Origin of the sequence: Roseovarius sp. M141, assembly GCF_024355225.1 — a bacterium.
Lineage (GTDB): Bacteria > Pseudomonadota > Alphaproteobacteria > Rhodobacterales > Rhodobacteraceae > Roseovarius.
The window spans coordinates 1,873,268-1,890,396 of sequence record NZ_VCNH01000008.1; the positions used below are offsets into that span (position 1 = coordinate 1,873,268).

At 64.2% G+C, this 17,129-nt stretch carries 14 protein-coding genes; 6 read left to right on the forward strand and 8 right to left on the reverse strand.

Annotated elements, in window-relative coordinates; translation table 11 throughout:
* Positions 1-92 precede the first annotated feature (92 nt).
* Complete coding sequence (locus FGD77_RS13155) at positions 93-2,384, forward strand: glycosyl hydrolase family 28-related protein (RefSeq protein WP_255010360.1); 2,292 nt, start codon at positions 93-95, stop codon at positions 2,382-2,384.
* A gap of 100 nt (positions 2,385-2,484) precedes the next feature.
* Here the strand turns inward: FGD77_RS13155 and FGD77_RS13160 are convergent, their stop codons facing one another.
* Positions 2,485-3,048, reverse strand: a complete 564-nt coding sequence (locus tag FGD77_RS13160) for a cupin domain-containing protein (RefSeq protein ID WP_255010362.1) — start codon at positions 3,046-3,048, stop codon at positions 2,485-2,487.
* A gap of 165 nt (positions 3,049-3,213) precedes the next feature.
* Between FGD77_RS13160 and FGD77_RS13165 the strand changes: the two genes are divergently transcribed.
* The 3 genes from FGD77_RS13165 (at position 3,214) to FGD77_RS13175 (ending at position 7,316) form a co-directional block, all read left to right on the forward strand.
* Positions 3,214-4,491, forward strand: coding sequence for a 4-aminobutyrate--2-oxoglutarate transaminase (locus tag FGD77_RS13165; RefSeq protein WP_255010364.1), 1,278 nt, complete (start codon positions 3,214-3,216; stop codon positions 4,489-4,491).
* 129 nt (positions 4,492-4,620) lie between these two features.
* Positions 4,621-5,853, forward strand: a complete 1,233-nt coding sequence (locus FGD77_RS13170) for a putative DNA modification/repair radical SAM protein (protein WP_255010366.1) — start codon at positions 4,621-4,623, stop codon at positions 5,851-5,853.
* The gene (locus FGD77_RS13175) at positions 5,853-7,316 is read left to right on the forward strand and encodes a UdgX family uracil-DNA binding protein (protein ID WP_255010368.1); all 1,464 of its coding nucleotides are present in this window, start codon (positions 5,853-5,855) and stop codon (positions 7,314-7,316) included. Before FGD77_RS13170 ends, FGD77_RS13175 begins: the two co-directional genes overlap by 1 nt.
* Here the strand turns inward: FGD77_RS13175 and FGD77_RS13180 are convergent.
* The 4 genes from FGD77_RS13180 to FGD77_RS13195 all read right to left on the reverse strand — a co-directional run bounded on the left by FGD77_RS13180 (position 7,279) and on the right by FGD77_RS13195 (position 11,685).
* Positions 7,279-7,878: a flavin reductase family protein gene (locus FGD77_RS13180; protein ID WP_255010370.1), complete on the reverse strand. Its 600-nt coding sequence runs from the start codon at positions 7,876-7,878 to the stop codon at positions 7,279-7,281. The genes FGD77_RS13175 and FGD77_RS13180 overlap by 38 nt on opposite strands.
* A gap of 169 nt (positions 7,879-8,047) precedes the next feature.
* A complete protein-coding gene (locus FGD77_RS13185; RefSeq protein WP_255010372.1) occupies positions 8,048-8,878 on the reverse strand; it encodes an ABC transporter permease in 831 nt (276 codons plus the stop codon).
* Positions 8,871-9,878 (reverse strand): ABC transporter permease, encoded by a 1,008-nt coding sequence (locus FGD77_RS13190; RefSeq protein ID WP_255010375.1) that lies wholly within the window; start codon positions 9,876-9,878, stop codon positions 8,871-8,873. Before FGD77_RS13190 ends, FGD77_RS13185 begins: the two co-directional genes overlap by 8 nt.
* Positions 9,879-9,966: 88 nt before the next feature.
* Entirely contained in the window at positions 9,967-11,685 is a 1,719-nt protein-coding gene (locus FGD77_RS13195; protein ID WP_255010377.1) for a peptide ABC transporter substrate-binding protein, read from the reverse strand.
* 271 nt (positions 11,686-11,956) lie between these two features.
* Here FGD77_RS13195 and FGD77_RS13200 point away from each other — a divergent pair, with 271 nt between their 5' ends.
* Complete coding sequence (locus tag FGD77_RS13200) at positions 11,957-13,117, forward strand: M20 aminoacylase family protein (protein ID WP_255010380.1); 1,161 nt, start codon at positions 11,957-11,959, stop codon at positions 13,115-13,117.
* Between the two features lie 2 nt (positions 13,118-13,119).
* Here FGD77_RS13200 and FGD77_RS13205 read toward each other — a convergent pair whose 3' ends face one another.
* Genes FGD77_RS13205 through moaA form a run of 3 tightly spaced genes read right to left on the reverse strand, consistent with a single transcriptional unit; the run spans position 13,120 to position 16,505 of the window.
* Positions 13,120-14,157, reverse strand: coding sequence for a glycosyltransferase family 4 protein (locus FGD77_RS13205; RefSeq protein WP_255010382.1), 1,038 nt, complete (start codon positions 14,155-14,157; stop codon positions 13,120-13,122).
* Positions 14,158-14,191: 34 nt separating this feature from the next.
* Positions 14,192-15,493: a 3-deoxy-D-manno-octulosonic acid transferase gene (locus FGD77_RS13210; RefSeq protein ID WP_255010383.1), complete on the reverse strand. Its 1,302-nt coding sequence runs from the start codon at positions 15,491-15,493 to the stop codon at positions 14,192-14,194.
* Between the two features lie 4 nt (positions 15,494-15,497).
* Positions 15,498-16,505 (reverse strand): GTP 3',8-cyclase MoaA, encoded by a 1,008-nt coding sequence (gene moaA / locus FGD77_RS13215; protein WP_255010384.1) that lies wholly within the window; start codon positions 16,503-16,505, stop codon positions 15,498-15,500.
* Between the two features lie 132 nt (positions 16,506-16,637).
* On the opposite strand from moaA, the gene FGD77_RS13220 reads away from it, so the two are divergent.
* A complete protein-coding gene (locus FGD77_RS13220) occupies positions 16,638-17,129 on the forward strand; it encodes a hypothetical protein (RefSeq protein WP_255010385.1) in 492 nt (163 codons plus the stop codon).

Here is a 17,129-nt window from a genome sequence, read left to right on the forward strand (position 1 = left end):
GTCCATCCGGGTGTGCCCCGGGCTGGCGTTAAATGTGACATTCCAATGCGCGTCCCAATGGGTCCGTGCACAGGGTGCGAAAGGGAAAATACATGAACAAGGCAGTTACTGACGGGATCCTCTTCATGCCGCCCGCCTTCGGGGCCGGTCTGAATGTTTGGTCCAGTGGCGATGGCACGCCCGGATCGGACACCTACGCGAACGCGGTAAACGCGGCCTTTGTGCCCGCCGATCAGGATTTCGGCGGTGCGCTGGAAATTCAAAAGGCCAGCGCCACGCAAAAACTACGCTACATGGGGCAGACGCCGATCCTGCCGGGCTGTTACCTGCGTATCACCGCCCGCATCAAGGCCATTTCGGGCAACCTGCCGACAGTCCGTATTGCCGGCTGGGCCGGTGCGCCCGACGGTGGCAATGTCAGCGGCGTGGCGCAGTTCGGGCCTCAGACCACGTTGCAAAGCTATGGCACGGTGGTCGAGATCAGCGCCATTGTTGGCACAGGCAATCGCACGGGCGTCGATATGGTCTGGGGACCGCAGCCCAGCTATGGGCATTTCGGGCTGGACCTGACCGGCGCGAATGGCGGCATCGTGCGGATTGATGATATCGAGATCGAGGATATCACCCGCGTTTTCCTGCGCGATCTGCTCGGGGCGGTCGATGTGCGCGACTACGGCGCCATCGGTGACGGTGTGCACGACGACGCGCCCGCATTCGAGGCCGCCGACGCCGCTGCGGATGGGCGCGATGTGCTGGTGCCACATGGCACCTACCGCATGGGCGACAGCGTGACGATGCAATCCACGGTGCGTTTTGACGGCAATGTGAGCATGGCAACGCAGCATATCTTCACCCTGACGAAGAACTTTAACCTGCCCGCCTATATCGACGCTTTCGGCGACGAGGAGGAAGCGTTTCGCAAGGCGTTTCAGGCGCTTCTGAACAATTCAGGCCACGATTCACTGGATATGCAGGGACGCATCATATCGCTGAACGGACCGATCGACATGGGCGCCGCCGTGCCGGACAAGACCAGCTATTCGCAACGCCGCCTGATCAAGAACGGACAGTTCTACGCGCGGGACCGGCCTGCCTGGGATACCGAGGTATTCACGTCGCAGGCCACCTATTCTCCCAATGACAGCCTGACCCTGACCAATGTGACCAACGTGGCGAACATCCCCGTCGGCGCCGTCGTCGAAGGAAATGGCGTGGGCCGCGAGGTGTATGTCAGCGGGGTCGACATTGCCGCGCAGGAAATCCGGCTGAGCCAGCAACTGTATGATGCGGCAGGGACGCAGGTTTTTACCTTCCGCCGGTTCAAATACATGTTGGATTTCAGCGCGTTTGACAAACTTAGCAAGTTTTCCATATCCAACGTTGAATTCCAGGCTGGGGGGGAATGCAGCTGTGTGATGTTGCCGCGGGCCGGGACGGGGTTTCATTTTCGCGACTGTTTCTTCACCTCGCCGAAAGATCGCGGGATATCCAGCCCGGCACTCGGCGATCAAGGCATGATTGTGGATCGCTGCCAGTTCCTGTCCAATGAGGGGTCGCTGAATGTGGCGGACCGGGTTTCGATCGCGTTGAACGCCAACGCCAACGACGTCAAGCTGCGCGACAATCGCATCGTGCGGTTCCGGCATTTTGCCCTGCTGGCGGGGTCCAGTAATATCGTGTCGGGCAACCACTGGTTTCAGGGCGACAATTCGAATGATGGAACGCGCAGTGCCGGGCTGATCCTGACGCGGACCAACTGCCGCACGACGATCAATTCGAACTATGTCGACAATTGTTTCATCGAATGGAGCAATGAGCATGACAGCGCGCCAGGCTTCTCCAGCGAGTTTTCGTTCAGTGCCCTCAATCTGGTCGACAACGTGTTTCTGGCGGGCAATGTGGCGCCCTGGTTTACCTTCCTCGTGGTCAAGCCGCACGGTACGGGCCACTTCCTGAACGGCGTGAATGTCAGCGGCAACTCATTCCGCATCATCGACGATCCCATCGACCGGATTGAGCGGATCGATACCAGCTTTGCCGATCTGGACTACAACCGGATCAAGAACATTGCTTTCAGTGACAATACCTTTGGCAATGTCTACAATCCAATCTCCAGCCCCCTGCTGCTGGAGTATGAACAAGGATCACCCGCGGCGACGTGGACGATTCAGCCGGGCGCCAGGCTGCCGTTCGGGGCCTTTGCGCAGACGGTTACGTCCATCGTGCCGGCGGGGCCGCTACGGAATGCTGCCGGCAACGTGGTCCATGTAGCACCCTATTACGAGGCCAAGCAGGGGCCCGACAGCAACCAGATCCGCCTGCAATTTGGCACGCCCGTGCGCGGGACGGTGACGGTGATGGTACGGATCGACGATCCGTTCTGAGTATCGAACGAAAAATAGAGTGCTGGAAAAGCGGGCCTTCGGGTCCGCTTTTTCATTTGCGCGGCTTAGGCGCGTGCGGGCTGTCGCGCGCTTCCCCGCCTCAAAACGTAGGCGGGGTGCAGGCGCTGATGATGCGGCACGGCTCTGGCCCGACCTGCCTGAACCTGTGCTGAATCCGGCTGTCGAAGTAGTAGGCATCACCCGGTCCAAGAACCTTGCGCTGATCGCCGACCGTCACCTCGACCCGGCCGCTGACCACGATGCCGCCTTCTTCTGCGTCGTGGTCCAGCATGGTGCGGCCCGTGTCGGCGCCAATCTCGTAGGTCTCGCTGAGAATCATCATCGCCCGGCCAAATAGCGTGGTGCCGATCTGGCGCAGCGACACGCCGTTCTTGCCGATTTCAGTCAGTTCTTCGGTGGCATAGAAAACCTTGCGCTCAGCCTCGGGCTGAAAATCGAAAAATTGCGACAAGGACATGGGAATGCCTTCCAGTATCCGCTTGAGCGCGGCCACGGACGGGTTCACCTTACCTGCCTCGATCAGCGATATGGTGGAGTTGGGCACGCCCGTCCGCTTGGCCAGGGCGCGCTGCGACACACCTACCTTGGCGCGCACCGCGCGCAGGCGGACGCCCAGATCCAGTTCGTCGGGTCCGTTGGGCATGTTCACTCCATTGAACGACGTGATTTCAGACCTATTTAAATCAATGACTTGCAGGAATCAATAAACCGACTTTTGATAGGGTGCAAAACGGCGTACAGGAGGCCCGAAGCCAGTGGCGGCGTGCCCGCCATAAATTTTTCTTCAGTTTTCTCGAAAGGATGCGTCATGTTGAACGCCGAGATCGCAGAACGTCGCACAGGCGCAATTTCGCAGGGCGTGGGGATGATGACCCAAGTCTATGCCGACCATGCCAAAAACTCCGAAGTGTGGGACGTCGAAGGCAACCGTTATATCGACTTTGCCGCGGGCATCGCCGTCGTCAACACTGGCCATTGCCACCCCAAGGTGATGCAGGCCGTGTCCGACCAGATCGGCAAATTCACGCATACCTGCCATCAGGTGCTGCCGTATGAGAATTACATCCGTCTGGCCGAGCGCCTGAACGAAAAGGTGCCGGGCGATTTCGCGAAAAAGACCGTGTTCGTCACCACCGGCGCCGAGGCTGTCGAGAACGCGATCAAGGTCGCGCGCATCCACACCGGTCGTTCTGCTGTCATCGCCTTTGGCGGCGCATTCCATGGCCGGACTTTCATGGGTATGTCCCTGACCGGCAAGGTCGCCCCCTACAAAAAGGGCTTCGGCGCGATGATGCCCGACGTCTATCACATCCCGTTCCCGATCGATCTGCATGGCATTTCGACCGAGGACGCGATGGCTTCGCTGCGCATGCTGTTCAAGTCTGACCTGGATCCCGAGCGCGTCGCGGCCATTATCATCGAGCCCGTTCAGGGCGAGGGCGGTTTTTACCCCGCGCCTGCCGAACTGATGCGCGATCTGCGCAAGCTGTGCGACGATCACGGCATCGTGATGATCGCGGACGAAGTGCAGACCGGCTTTGCCCGCACCGGGCATCTGTTTGCGATGGAAGGCTACGGTATCGCTGCGGATATCACGACCATGGCCAAGGGTTTGGCCGGCGGTCTGCCGCTGGCGGCGTTGACGGGCCGCGCCGATATCATGGACGCCGCGCAACCCGGCGGTCTGGGCGGCACCTATGGCGGTAATCCTCTGGGCATCGCGGCATCGAACGCCGTGCTGGACGTGATCGAAGAAGAAGACCTGTGCAACCGTGCGAACGAGCTCGGCTCGCGGCTCAAGCAGAGGCTCGAATCGATCCGCGCCAATACGCCCGAAATGGTTGATGTGCGTGGTCCCGGGTTTATGATCGCGGCCGAGTTCAACACGGCGGACGGCAGCGCGCCGAACGCCGACATGACCAACCGCATCCGTATGGAGGCGCTCAAGCGGGGCCTGATTCTGCTGACCTGCGGTATCTACGGCAACGTCATTCGCTTCCTCGCGCCGATCACCATTCAGGACGATATCCTCGCCGAGGGGCTGGATATTCTGGAAGAATCGATCGCCGCAGCGCGGACTGCGTAAACTCTGACGATTGAGAGTTGAGGAAGAGAGCGGGCCGATCGGTCCGCTCTTTTTCGTTTGCGTGCGGTCTTTCGCCCTGCACATGTGCCGCCTCTTGCGAGAGCGAGAGTGGGAACATATAAAGAACATATGACCCGCCAGACCCTCGATCAGAAGCTTGCGATTCTCAGCGATGCCGCCAAATACGACGCCTCCTGCGCGTCGTCGGGCGGCACCAAGCGCAATGCGCGCGGCGGTGGCCTCGGCTCCAACACCGGCAGCGGGATCTGCCATTCCTACGCCCCAGATGGCCGCTGCATCAGCTTGCTGAAAATCCTGATGACGAACTTCTGCATCTACGATTGTAGCTATTGCATCAACCGGGTGTCCTCCAACGTGCCGCGCGCGCGGTTTTCCGTCGATGAGGTCGTTAAGCTGACCATCGAATTCTATCGCCGCAACTACATCGAAGGGCTGTTCCTGTCCTCCGGCGTCATCCGCTCGCCCGATGCGACGATGTCGGACATGGTGCAGATCGCCCGCAAGCTACGGCAAGAGGAGAATTTCAAAGGCTATATCCACTTGAAAACCATCCCCGACGCTGCGCCGGAGTTGATCGCGGAGGCAGGGCTGCTGTCGGACCGCCTGTCTATCAACGTAGAGCTTCCGACCGATGCCGCGCTGGGCACCTATGCGCCGGAAAAGAACCCCGGCCAGATCCGCCGCGCCATGGCCGATGTGCGCCAGCGCCGCGAGGCGTCCAAGGACCGCAGCCACACAGGCAAGCGCCCGCCGAAATTCGCCCCCGCCGGGCAATCAACTCAAGTGATCATCGGCGCGGATGCGTCCACCGATGCGACCGTTCTGGGGCAATCGACGCGGCTCTATTCCAGCTATGGCCTGCGCCGCGTCTATTATTCGGCTTTCTCGCCCATTCCCGATGCCTCGGCCAAGCTGCCGTTGATCAGCCCGCCCTTGCAGCGCGAACATCGCCTGTATCAGGCGGACTGGCTGCTGCGGTTCTATGGCTTTGACGTGGACGAGATTACGTCGGTCACGCCGGACGGCAATCTGGCCCTCGATATCGATCCGAAGCTGGCTTGGGCGCTTCAGCATCGCGGCCTATTTCCGCTGGATGTAAATCGCGCCAGCCGTGATTTGCTGCTGCGCGTTCCCGGATTTGGCGTAAGGACCGTAAGCCGGATCCTGACCACGCGCCGCCACCGTCATTTGCGTTACGAGGATATCACGCGCATGGGGGCGTCGATGAAAAAGGCGGGCGCGTTCGTGATTGCGGGCGGCTGGACGCCCGGCAGTCTGACCGACAGCGCCCATCTGCGCGCGCGTTTCGCGCCGCCGCCCGAGCAGATGAGCCTGTTTTGATGCACCGGGTGACAGTGCCGCTGATCGGCGCGGCAGATGCATGGCGCGTTGCCGCGCGCGGGTTGCTGGCGGCAGGGGTGGCGCCGGGCGATGTGTTGTGGAACGCCGAGGGGCAGGGCGGCGCGCCTGATCTGTTCGCAGCGGATGCAGCAGTGCCTGTGGGCACCGGCGCCGTGATCGTGCCGCGCAGTTTCATCGGGCTGGCAAGTACGGTGGTCTTTCACACCGATCCGCAGCGGTTCGCGCGGCTCTATGCGCTGTTGTGGCGGCTGCGGGGGGCGCCGCATCTGATGTCGGATCGCGCCGATCCTGATCTGGCAAAACTACGCCAGATGGAAAAGGCGGTGCATCGCTGCCGTCACAAGATGCGCGCTTTCGTCCGCTTTCGCGAGATCGGCGCGCCGGATGCGCCCCGGCGCAGTTTTGCCGCGTGGTTCGAGCCGACGCATTACACGCTGGAGATGAATTCCGGCTTTTTTCGAGACCGCTTTGCCGACATGGACTGGCGCATCGTCACCCCGGACGTGACGGCGATCTATGAGCAGGGCAAGGTCCGGCTGGAGCCGGGGCAGGCGGCGCCGCAGCTGCCCGAGGACGCGAGTGAGGAGTTGTGGCTGACCTATTTCCGCAACATCTTCAATCCCGCGCGGCTGAAGGTGAACGCGATGAGATCCGAGATGCCGCGCAAATACTGGAAAAACCTGCCGGAGGCGGCGGCGATTCCGGGTCTGATCGCGGACGCTCCGGCGCGCGCCCGCGCCATGGCCGCCGCCGCGCCGACCTTGCCGCCCCTGCGCGCCGCCGCTGCGCAGGCGGGGCTCGCGCTGCATGTCTCGGCGTGGACTGATACCGGCGAGGGGCTGGAGGCCGCCATTCGCGCCTGCACCCGCTGCCCCTTGCATTGCAACGCGACCCAGGCCGTCTGCGGCGAAGGACCGGAGCGCGCGGCGCTGATGGTGGTGGGCGAGCAGCCCGGCGACCACGAGGATCTGGCAGGGCGCCCCTTTGTCGGGCCTGCCGGGCAGTTGTTCGATAAGGTGGCGGCAGAGGCCGGGCTGAACCGCGAGGCGGCCTATGTCACCAACGCCGTCAAACATTTCAAGCACATACCGCGCGGGCGTAGGCGCATCCACCAGCGCCCAGATGCGGGCGAGGTGGACCATTGCAAATGGTGGCTGGAGGCGGAGATTACGCTCGCCAAACCGACCCTGATTGTCGCCATGGGGGCCACGGCGGCGCTGGCGCTGACGGGGTCCGGAGCGCGGATCACCGCCCGGCGCGGCACGGTCGAGAAGGGTGCCCTGGGCCATGAGGTGCTGATCACGGTGCATCCGTCGTACCTGCTGCGACTGCCGGACCCGCAGGCGCGAGAGCGTGCCACCACTGATTTTCGCGCCGATCTGTCGCTGGCGGCGCGGCTGGTGCCTAGCGCTTTGGCCGGCCCATCTGCCACGCTTCGGTGACGGTTGCGTAATCGGCATATCCCATGCGCGCGATGGGCCGCGCCGCCACCGTGTCAAAGCGGCCATCCGTGATGAATTCGTCGCGGATATGCGTTCGCACGACCTCGCCGATCACCAAAAACCGCTCCAGCAGGGTGCCGTGCCGGTCGCTGAGCTGGCGCACGTCCAAGGTGACACATTCCAGCGCGGCGGGGCTGGCGGCAACGAAAGGGGTCTGGATGACAATGGGCGCGCCTTGCTCCAGCCCGGCCAGATCGAATTCAATCACGCCCGATGGCTCGGGCGCGGAGGTGATGTTCATCTGCTGGGCCAATGCCTCGGTCGCCAGAGAAAAGGTGAATTCACCCCGCTCGCGCGCATAGGTGGCGGAATGTTTCGCGCCTTCGCTGGAAAACATGACCATGTCCGGGTTTGACCCGATCCCGTTGAAGAAAGAATAGGGTGCCAGATTGGCCTGCCCACCCGGATCCAGCGTTCCGATCCAGCCGATGGGGCGCGGCGCGATGATTGCCTTGAACGGGTTATGTTTCAGTATCTCGGGTCGCGTTTCGCCGTAGTGCATGGATGGCTCCTGTCTCAAGTGCGCCCGGATTGGTGGCCACTTTAGTTGCCTGTGCAGCAGTGTCGAGCGCGCGCGCGCCTCTGTGCGGTCTGTGTTTGTATGAGGTGGCAGGATTTGGGTATTTTCACCAAGAAAAAGCCGGATGGCCGCGTGAATTGCACAGGTGTGCCTAGTGTGGCGCGGCAAGGTTGCGCAGCGCATCGCCAAGGCAGGTGACACCGATCGCCGTGGCTGCAATCATCGCGCCGGGCCAGAGGGCGCGACCGGGATAGGTGCCCAAGTGGGGCGTGCCCTCGTAAATCAGCCGCCCCCAGCTGGGAAGGTCAGGCGGAAAACCGAGGCCCAGAAAGCTGAGCGCGCTTTCCATCAGGATCGCGGAGGCAGCGGCCAGCGCGGCGGAAACGCTGAGCGACGGGGCGATGTTTGGCAGGATGTGATGCAGGGCGACCCGCATCGGGTGCAAGCCGGACAGCTTTGCGGCAGCGATGAAGTCGCGTTGCGTCACGCTGCGCACTTCGGCGCGCAGGATGCGGGCGGTTCCCATCCAGCTGGTCGCACCGATGGACAGGGTGATCAGCGTGAAGATCCCAGCCTGCGCCCCAAGCGCTGCGGTCAGGGGCGCGCGAAAAAGGGTTGCCGCGATCAGCAGCAGGGGCAGGAGCGGCAGGCACAAAAAGATATCGGTCAGCCGCATCAATTGCCCGTCAAGACGCCGGGACATACCCGCCGCGATGCCGATACCCAGCCCCAGCCCCGTCCCGACCATCGCGGCCATCAGCGCCACGGCCAGCGACACGCGCCCGCCCGCCAGCAGTCGCGCTGCCAGATCGCGGCCCAGCTGATCGGTGCCCAGCGGATGCGCAAGGCTGGCAGGCGCATTGCGCGCGGAAAGGTCCATGGTCTCAGGCGGCAGGGGCCAAAGGAGTGGCCCCAGCAGCACGAAGGCCACCGCGCCGCCCAGCAGCAGTATGCCGGGCCCGGGCCTGAGCGCGCTATGCATGTTGGGGCCTTGGGTCGATGCGCGCGATGATCAGATCGGCCGTCAGATTTGCCAGCACGATCAGCACTGCGATTATCATCGTCACGGTCTGCACCACCGGCAGATCGCCCGCGTGCAGCGATTGAATCAAGAGCTGGCCGATTCCGTTCACGCCAAAGATCTGCTCGGTGATGATCGCGCCGGCAAAGATCTGGGGTGTGCCCAGTGCGATGACGGTCAGCGTTGAGGTCCATGAGTTGCGCAGTGCGTGGCCCAGAAGGATGCGCCGCTGGGTCAGCCCCTTGGCGCGGGCGGTGCGGATATAGTCCTGACCCAGCGCGTCCAGCATCGCCGCGCGGGTGTAGCGGGTGATCTGCGCCGTGGTTTGCAGTGACAGCACGGCCACGGGCAGGATCATCTGGCGGATCTGCACGACTGCGCTGTCCCACCCGGTGACGCGATGCGTGGTGTCATAGACCGTCGGCATCCATCCCAGACAAATGGCGAAGATGTAGATTAGCACCGCGGCGGTGAAATAGGGCGGCAATCCATAGCCCATCGCTGCAAGCCCGGTGCCGACCCGCTCCAGCGCCGTGCCTTGGCGCGCCGCAGACCAGACGCCCAGTGCCACCGCAGCCATCGTGCCGATCAGATAGGCCAGCCCGACCACGACCAGCGTCTGGGGCAGTCGCTGCGCGATCAGGGACATTACCGGCGCGCGGGTTTGCCAACTGAGGATGCGCGGCGTCGCGGCAGCAAGATCCGTGCCCAGCACCGCATCCAGCGCAACCGATGGCTCGACCACCACCATCTGCCACAGCCAGAGCGCGTAGCGGACAGGCGCGCTCCGGTCCAGCCCCAGCGCTGCGCGCATATCGGCGCGCACCTCTTCGGGGATGGTGTGGGGCAGCTGCGCCATCGGGTCCCCCGGCGCGAGTTCCAGAAGCGCAAAGATCAGCGCCGATATCACCAACAGCGTCGGCACGGCCACGGCAAGACGGCGAAGGGCGTTGGATCGCATGAAATGGCCTTGGCTGTCCGCAGGGTGAGGGGGGCGGTGATATGGGGCAAGTGTCCGTTGCGCCGATCCCGGCGTCAAGTGGCGCCGGTCAGGGGCGCGACCTGTGCCAGTCCGCGATGTTCCACAGCTCGCTGTCCCATGCGTTCATGCGCACGCCCTCCAGCGTGTTGGAATGGGCAGACACACGGCCGCGATCGACCAGCGGCAAGACGGCGTAGCTCTGCACCAGCATGTCGTTCAGCCTGCGCGCCAGCGCCGCGCGATCGTCCGGCCCGGCGGTGACTGACAGCCGATCCAGCAGCGTGTCATAGGCAGGATCGCACCAGCCGCCGACATTGCGGCCCTGCCATCCGTTCCGCGCATGCGGGATATCGTCGCAAGCCCAGCCGGACAGATAGGCCTCGGGGTCGGTGCCGTCCGACGCGCTGGCATACATCTGGACATGTGCGCCGAATTTCTGAAGCGTGTCCTGATTGCCCGTATCAGTGCTGAAAAAGACCGATGGGTCGATGTTGCGCAGGTCGGTTTCGATGCCGATCTGGCGCCACCATTCCTTGGCCAGAACCTGAAAATCCTGACGCACCGCGTTTGTCGACGTCTGAAAGGTAAAACGCAGTTCCCGCCCGTCCCGCGCGCGTATCCCGTCGCCGTCGTCGTCTGTCCAGCCCGCATCGGACAGTAGGGCCCTCGCGCCCGGTATGTCCTGCACCGCGCAGCCGTCATTGGCGCGCGAGGCGTAGGCCGACGGGCCGGGTACGATGTTGCAGGTGACGCGGCCGGCGGTGCCATACCCGATTTGCGTCATCAGGGTGCGGTCCAGTGCCATGGATAGGGCGCGGCGTACCGCGATATCGGCCATCGCCGGATGCGGTATCGGATTCGGGCCGCGTGTCGAGGATCCGCGCGGCGCCGGTTCGGGCAGGTTGAGCGCCATACGCTCGACCAGGGTCGAGAAGGCAGTGACGACCTGCCCATTGTCCTTGGCGGCCATGGCGCTCAACACATCGGGGCTGAGTTGCAGGTTCCAGGCATAGTCGAATTCGCCGGTTTCCAGCACCGCGCGCCCGGCTGCAATTGCGCTTCCCCCGCCCTTGAGGAGGACCGCGCCGAAGGCGGGCGCATCCGGCGCGCGATATGCCGGATTCGCGTCAAAACGCGCGGCATCGCCGGGCCTGAAATTAACCACGCGGAACGGGCCTGTGCCGATGGGGGCAAAATTCGCCTCGGTGCAGGCGGCGGCGCGGGCGCCCAGGCAATCCGCAAATTGCGCCGCCTGAATCACAGGCGTCTGCGGGCCGACGAAGGGACCGTAGGGATGGGGTCGTGGTACGGCGAATTGCAGTACGGCGGTCAGCGCGTCGGGCGTGTCCACGGCAGCCACGTCGCGGAACTTGGCCTGTTGGGCGCAGCCGCTGCCGGGGGTCATGCAGTATTCCATGGTAAATTTGACATCATCAGAGGTGACCGGGGTGCCGTCGGACCATGTCAGCCCGGACCGTAACTGCCATGTGATGCTGCGCAGGTCGGGTGCGATGCCGCCATTTTCCCGCGTTGGGATTTCGCGCGCGAGCCATGGGATCATCTCGCCATCGGGGTCGAGGCGGGCCAGCGGCTCCAGCACGAGGCTGGCGGCCTCCACGTCCTTGACACCGCCCGAAAGGTAGGGATTCAGCGTCGACGGTGCCTGCCAATAATAAAGCCGCAGCAGTCCGTCCGCACCGCGCCCAGCGGGCGCATCCCCTGCAAGGGCGGGCAAGGGTAGGCACAGCGATAGCGCCGCTGCGATCATTCTGGCTGGCATTGCCATCCTCCGGCGTGGGTCAGGGCAGGATCGGAAAGACGGTAACCAAGAATACGAGTACAGTGGTTGAAGTGACATAAAACGGTCAGATGTTTCCAGACCTGCGGCAGCCTATTCCGTCAATATACGCAAAAATTATACCTAATTTACGTAACGTGATCTCGAGATACGACTCACCCGCGCCTCAGTCACGGCTGCCACGCCTCTTTACCTGCGCCGCAGTCGGGGTCATCTTGGGTCTGCGGACCCTCGCGCGGCGGCCTTCAGGAGAACCCCAATGCCCATCAAGAACCGTTTTGCCGAAACTCACGACACGATCACGGCATGGCGCCGGGATATCCACGCTCATCCCGAACTGTTGTTCGACACGCACCGCACCAGCGCACTGGTCGCCGAAAAGCTGCGTGAATTTGGCTGTGACGATGTGGTGACAGGCATCGGGCGCACGGGGGTCGTGGGGGTGATCAAGGGGCGGCGCACCGGCTCGGGCAAGGTGATCGGGCTGCGCGCGGATATGGACGCGCTGCCGATCCTCGAGGCGACGGGCGCGCCCCATGCCAGCACCGTGCCGGGTGCGATGCATGCCTGCGGCCATGACGGGCACACCGCCATGTTGCTGGGTGCCGCGCAATACATCGCCGAAACGCGCAATTTCGATGGCACTGCCGTGGTCATTTTTCAGCCCGCCGAAGAGGGCGGTGCCGGCGGTCTTGTGATGTGTCAGGACGGCTTGATGGACCGCTTCGGCATTCAGGAAGTCTACGGCCTGCACAACTGGCCAGGACAACCGGCGGGTAGCTTTGCCATCCGGCCCGGTGCCTTCTTTGCCTCGACCGATGAATTCGAAATCACCGTGCAGGGGCGCGGCGGCCACGCGGCCAAGCCGCATGAGGGCGTCGATCCCATCGTCATGGCGGCGCAGCTGGTCACGATGATGCAAACAATCTCCAGCCGCAACGCCGACCCGACCGAGCAGTTGGTCGTGTCGGTCACGTCCATCGAATCCTCGTCCAAGGCGTTGAATGTCATTCCGGGCAGCGTGCAGCTGAAGGGCACGATTCGCACGCTGGAACCGGCAATGCGCGATTTGGCGGAAACGCGGCTGCGCACCATCTGCACCAGTCTGGGCGCGGCGATGGGGGGCATCATAGATCTGGAGTATCAGCGCAACTATCCGGTGATGGTCAACCATGCGGATCAGACCGAATTCGCCGCAGATGTCGCGCGCGAGATCAGCGGCGCGTGCGTCGAGGCTCCGCTGGTCATGGGCGGTGAGGATTTCGCCTATATGCTGGAGGAAAGGCCTGGCGCCTATATCCTGCTGGGCAACGGCGACACGGCGCCAGTGCATAACGCCGAATACGATTTCGACGATGCGATCATTCCCACGGGGTGCAGCTGGTGGGCCGAACTGATCGAGCGGCGCATGCCGGCCTGATCCTAGCGCGCCGCCCACAGGGCATGGTAGACGGCGCCGATACCGTCCGCCTCGGCCTCGACGCTGAATTGCGTGGTCGCTGCCGCGCGGGCAGCGCGGGCCATGGCGCCATGACGGGCCGAATCGTCCAGCAGCGCGGCAAGCGCCGCTGAAGCCTCTGCCGCGTCCTTCACGATTTCGCCGCAGATGCCGCCTTGGCTGAACTGTCGATAATAGCCCGCGTCGGTTGCGACGAAGGGCACGGCGCTGGCCATGCCCTCCAACGGGGCCATGCCGTAGCCTTCATAGCGCGGCAACTGCACGACGGCTGACAAGCTGCGCACCAGTGCGGGCAGGGCGCCGGGCGCGATCTCACCGGGAAAGAGGATGCGATTCTGAAGGCCCGCATCTGCGATCTGTACCTTCAACCCTTGCAGGAACGCCGTGTCCCCGCGACCCGCGCGCCCCAATACCAGCGCGGTCACATCCGGGCGCCCCGGCAACAGGCGCAGCATGGCCTCGACAAAGCGGTCGGTGCCCTTTTCCGGTCGGATGCGTCCAATCGTGGCGATGCCGCGTGCGCCGGGATACCCCACTGCCCCCCAGGCTGCGGCGCGGTCCATGGCGGGCGAAAAGGCCGTGCAATCGACACCATGAGGCACCACGGCGCGGACATGAGGCACGAAATCGGCCGCACGGTCCGTCGTTGCGATCACCGCATCCATGCGCGAGATCAGCCAGCGGGGCAGCGCCGAATGACGCCGCTGCGCAGCGGAGGTAAAGACGATGCGGATCGGCAGGCGCAGCACATCGCGCGCCCAGAGCGCCGCGCGCATTTCGGTATTGCGCCGCACATGCCAGATGACAAAGGGGCGGCCCTCGGGTGCGCGGCGCGACAGGCCACGCGCCTCTGCTACGCTGACCGGCGCGGGGCAGCCGGGCAGGGGCTGGCCTGCCAGCGCCAGATCATAGCGCGGCATCTGCGCGCGCAGGACGCCCGCCGCTGTGGCCGAAACGCCGGTGAAGTTGGGATTGAAGTTGGTGACGATGAGGTCGGTCAAAATGCGGCTTTCGGCTGAGGGTCGTACCGGTGGTCTATCCCAGCTTCAGCGCCGCGCAAAGGGTGGTCGCCAGCGCCGCAAGTTGATCATCCTGCGTAGCGGCAAACTGCCGTGCCGAGTCCTGTATCGCGCGCAGATCTGCGGGCGCCGAGAAAAGGCCGCGCAGGGTAGCCCCCAGGTCGTCCGCATCTGCCACCTGCCGGGCGGCACCTGCGGCGTCCATCTGGGCGTAGGCGTCTGCGAAATTGGCATAAAGCGGGCCGTGCAGCACAGCCGCCCCGGCATGGGCAGCCTCGAACGGGTTGTGCCCGCCGACCGGAGTGAAGGAGCCGGCGATGCAGGCCACCGGCGCCAACGCATACCACAGCCCCAGCTCGCCCAGCGTATCGGCGAGGTAGACCTGATCCTGCGCGCCGGGCATGCCGCCCGCGCTGCGGCGCGTATATGTCAGGCCGGTTTCCCTGATCATCTGCGCGATCCCGTCTGCCCGGTCCGGGTGGCGCGGCACGAGGATCATCAGCGCGCCGGGATGCGTCGTTAGCAGGGCGCGATGCGCGCTCAGTGCCACGTCCTCTTCGCCCGGATGGGTCGAGGCGGTGGTCCAGACCGGGCGGTTACCGATGCGCGCGCGCAGATCTGCCAGCGCGGCGGCATCGCAAGGCAGCGGACCCGCCATCGCCTTGAGGTTGGCGCCGTGGCGCGCGTCGGTCGCGCCGAGGGCCGTCAGATGTCTGGCGGTGCGCGCGTCCTGACAGTGGATCATGGTGAACAGGCTCAGCAGATAGCGCGCCGTGCCGCCCAGCCGCGCCCAGCCGCGTGCCGACCGGTCCGAGATGCGCGCATTCAACAGCGCCAGCGGAACGCCGCGTCGCGCCGCACTGCGCAGCATGCCCGGCCACATTTCGGATTCAACGAACACGCCCGCGTCCGGGCGCCAATGATCCAGAAACCGCCCTACGCAACTGGGGCTGTCCAGAGGCGCAAACTGGTGCTGGCAGCGTGGTGGCAGCCGCGTGGACAGCATCTGCGCCGATGTGGCTGTGCCCGAGGTCAGAAGAAAATTCAGCGCCGGGTGCATCTGCCCCAACTGCGCAATCAGGCGCAGCACCGACAGGCTTTCGCCGACGCTGGCGGCATGCAGCCACAGCAGAGGACCGTCGGGGCGCGGCAATGTGGCGTGTCCCAGACGTTCGCGAATACGTGCCGGATCGGTGCCATGCGCGGCCAGCTTGCGCCGGACGCGGCGATAGGCCAGTGGCGCCATCGCGCGCGAGGCGACCGCGTATACCCGCAAAAGCGGCGTGGCCCGCGTCGGCCGACCGCTCTCATGCGTCACGCGCCTAGCCGCCCGTATGGCTCATGTGGCGGGGCATGCGCCCGTCCACACTCTGGCGCGAATAGTCGAAATCATGGCCCTTCGGCTTGCGCGCGATTGCGGCGCGGATCGCATCCTGCAAGGGGGCGATGTCCTGCGGGTGATTGCGCAGGGGGGGGCGCAGATCGGCCATATCCTCCTGCCCGAGGCACATGTACAGCTCGCCCGTGCAGGTCAGGCGCACGCGGTTGCAGCTTTCGCAGAAATTATGTGTTAGCGGCGTGATGAATCCGATCTTCTGGCCAGTCTCCTCCAGCCGGACATAGCGGGCGGGGCCGCCGGTGCGTTCTGGGATATCGGTGACGGTGTAATGCTCGGCCAGCCGGGCGCGCAGGTCCTTGAGCGGCCAGTATTGGCCCAGCCGGTCCTCGTTGCCGATGTCGCCCATCGGCATGACCTCGATCCAAGTCAGATCCATGTCGCGGCTGGCGCACCATTCGGTGATTGAAATCAGTTCGTCCTCGTTGAACCCTTTCAACGCCACCGCGTTGATCTTGACCCTGAGGCCCGCGCGCTGCGCCGCGTCGATGCCGCGCAGAACCTGCGGCAGGCGGCCCCAGCGGGTGATGGCGGCGAATTTTTCCTCGTCCGCGGTATCGAGCGAAACGTTCACGCGCCGCACACCCGCAGCGTAGAGATCATCGGCGAAGCGCTCCAGTTGCGATCCGTTGGTGGTCAGGGTCAGTTCGCGCAGGGCGCCGCTGTCCAGATGCCGGGTCATCGCATCAAAGAATGTCATGATCCCGCGCCGCACCAAAGGCTCGCCGCCTGTGATGCGCAGTTTTTGCACGCCAAGGCCGACGAAGGCGGTGCACATGCGGTCCAGCTCTTCCAGCGTGAGGAGTTCCTTCTTGGGCAGGAACGTCATGTTCTCGGACATGCAGTAGACGCAGCGAAAATCGCAGCGGTCGGTGACCGATACACGCAGATAATCGATGGCGCGATGAAACGGATCTATAAGAGGCTTTGTCATGCCGCAAAGGTAAGGTGCCGGGCCGCATGGGGCAAGGGGTTTCGGGTGCTGGCGGGCCGTGATCCGCCGCTAGCGGAGATGGTGTGTATCCGGGGTATTGAACGGGGTGGTTGGTCGCCGTAAGCTGGCTATATGAAACATTTTACCCTTATTTTGGCGGCGTCTATGGTCGCAGGCTGTGCAAATATGCCGGATTGGCTGTCGCCGCGGCAGAACGCCGCGCCCAAGGCAGATACATCCGCACCCGCCCCGGGCGCCTCGCCCAGCATGATCGCATCGGTCAAACCGCCCAAGACGGCCCGCACGGTCGATGAGTTTGATACCTCCACCGCCGCGGACAAGGCCGCCGCTGTCGCGCCGGCGGCAGGCGGCACCGATCTGGGTCTGACCATCGCCACTCTGGGCGCGGCAGGCGAGCCGGGATTCTGGCTGAAAACGCCGCTGGTGCGCGCGCCGGGACCGGGCCGCGCGGTCTATCCGGCGAATGGCAAGTCGGTGAAGGTCGACCTGATCCCGATCCCCGGGGATTCGGGCGCAGGCAGCCGCATGTCACTGGCCGCGCTGCGCGTGCTGGAGGCACCGCTGGCCGGATTGCCGGAACTGCGCGTGTTTTCTCTGAAGTAA

Bases quoted from the DNA above. Each gene is read 5' to 3' on its own strand.
- FGD77_RS13155 (WP_255010360.1), top strand. From the start codon at position 93: ATGAACAAGGCAGTTACTGACGGGATCCTCTTCATGCCGCCCGCCTTC.
- FGD77_RS13160 (WP_255010362.1), bottom strand. From the start codon at position 3,048: ATGCCCAACGGACCCGACGAACTGGATCTGGGCGTCCGCCTGCGCGCG.
- FGD77_RS13165 (WP_255010364.1), top strand. From the start codon at position 3,214: ATGTTGAACGCCGAGATCGCAGAACGTCGCACAGGCGCAATTTCGCAG.
- FGD77_RS13170 (WP_255010366.1), top strand. From the start codon at position 4,621: ATGACCCGCCAGACCCTCGATCAGAAGCTTGCGATTCTCAGCGATGCC.
- FGD77_RS13175 (WP_255010368.1), top strand. From the start codon at position 5,853: ATGCACCGGGTGACAGTGCCGCTGATCGGCGCGGCAGATGCATGGCGC.
- FGD77_RS13180 (WP_255010370.1), bottom strand. From the start codon at position 7,878: ATGCACTACGGCGAAACGCGACCCGAGATACTGAAACATAACCCGTTC.
- FGD77_RS13185 (WP_255010372.1), bottom strand. From the start codon at position 8,878: ATGCATAGCGCGCTCAGGCCCGGGCCCGGCATACTGCTGCTGGGCGGC.
- FGD77_RS13190 (WP_255010375.1), bottom strand. From the start codon at position 9,878: ATGCGATCCAACGCCCTTCGCCGTCTTGCCGTGGCCGTGCCGACGCTG.
- FGD77_RS13195 (WP_255010377.1), bottom strand. From the start codon at position 11,685: ATGGCAATGCCAGCCAGAATGATCGCAGCGGCGCTATCGCTGTGCCTA.
- FGD77_RS13200 (WP_255010380.1), top strand. From the start codon at position 11,957: ATGCCCATCAAGAACCGTTTTGCCGAAACTCACGACACGATCACGGCA.
- moaA (WP_255010384.1), bottom strand. From the start codon at position 16,505: ATGACAAAGCCTCTTATAGATCCGTTTCATCGCGCCATCGATTATCTG.
- FGD77_RS13220 (WP_255010385.1), top strand. From the start codon at position 16,638: ATGAAACATTTTACCCTTATTTTGGCGGCGTCTATGGTCGCAGGCTGT.